This window comes from Marinobacter sp., from assembly GCF_035268745.1.
Taxonomy (GTDB): Bacteria; Pseudomonadota; Gammaproteobacteria; order Pseudomonadales; family Oleiphilaceae; genus Marinobacter.
In genome coordinates, this window is sequence record NZ_DATFKH010000028.1 from 1 (window position 1) to 1,254 (window position 1,254).

The following is a 1,254-nucleotide window of genomic DNA, read 5'->3' on the forward strand; positions in this document are numbered from 1 at the left end:
ACGATCCTTAGGGGTTCTGAGAGGATTATCCCCCACACTGGTACTGAGACACGGACCAGACTCCTACGGGAGGCAGCAGTGAGGAATATTGGTCAATGGGCGCGAGCCTGAACCAGCCATCCCGCGTGCAGGATGACGGCCCTATGGGTTGTAAACTGCTTTTCTACGCCAAGAAAGGTCCGTACGTGTACGGGATTGACGGTAGCGTAGGAATAAGCATCGGCTAACTCCGTGCCAGCAGCCGCGGTAATACGGAGGATGCAAGCGTTATCCGGATTCATTGGGTTTAAAGGGTGCGCAGGCGGGCTTGTAAGTCAGTGGTGAAATACTGCCGCTTAACGGTAGAATTGCCATTGATACTGCGAGTCTTGAGTATGGTTGAGGTAGGCGGAATGTGCAGTGTAGCGGTGAAATGCATAGAGATTGCACAGAACACCGATTGCGGAGGCAGCTTACTAAGCCATAACTGACGCTGAGGCACGAAAGCGTGGGGAGCGAACAGGATTAGATACCCTGGTAGTCCACGCTGTAAACGATGTTCACTCGCTGTTTGCGATACACAGTAAGCGGCTTAGCGAAAGCATTAAGTGAACCACCTGGGGAGTACGATCGCAAGGTTGAAACTCAAAGGAATTGACGGGGGCCCGCACAAGCGGAGGAACATGTGGTTTAATTCGATGATACGCGAGGAACCTTACCTGGGCTTAAATGTAGGCTGCATTCCCGAGAAATCGGGATTCCCTTCGGGGCTGCTTACAAGGTGCTGCATGGTTGTCGTCAGCTCGTGCCGTGAGGTGTCGGGTTAAGTCCCATAACGAGCGCAACCCTTATCGTTAGTTGCTAGCAGGTAAAGCTGAGGACTCTAGCGAGACTGCCACCGTAAGGTGAGAGGAAGGTGGGGATGACGTCAAATCAGCACGGCCCTTATGTCCAGGGCTACACACGTGTTACAATGGCCGGTACAGAGGGAAGCTACCTGGTGACAGGTTGCCAATCTTAAAAGCCGGTCTCAGTTCGGATTGGAGTCTGCAACCCGACTCCATGAAGTTGGATTCGCTAGTAATCGCGCATCAGCCATGGCGCGGTGAATACGTTCCCGGGCCTTGTACACACCGCCCGTCAAACCATGGGAGCTGGGGGTGCCTGAAGTCTGTGACCGAGAGGAGCGGCCTAGGGTAAAACCAGTGACTGGGGTTAAGTCGTAACAAGGTAGCCGTACCGGAAGGTGTGGCTGGAACACCTCCTTTCTGGAGC

At 53.8% G+C, this 1,254-nt stretch carries 1 rRNA gene; it reads left to right on the plus strand.

Features of this window, described 5'->3' with window-relative positions:
* Window positions 1-1,247 (plus strand): 16S ribosomal RNA (locus tag VJ956_RS01710); the annotation flags it as partial.
* Window positions 1,248-1,254: the final 7 nt, after the last annotated feature.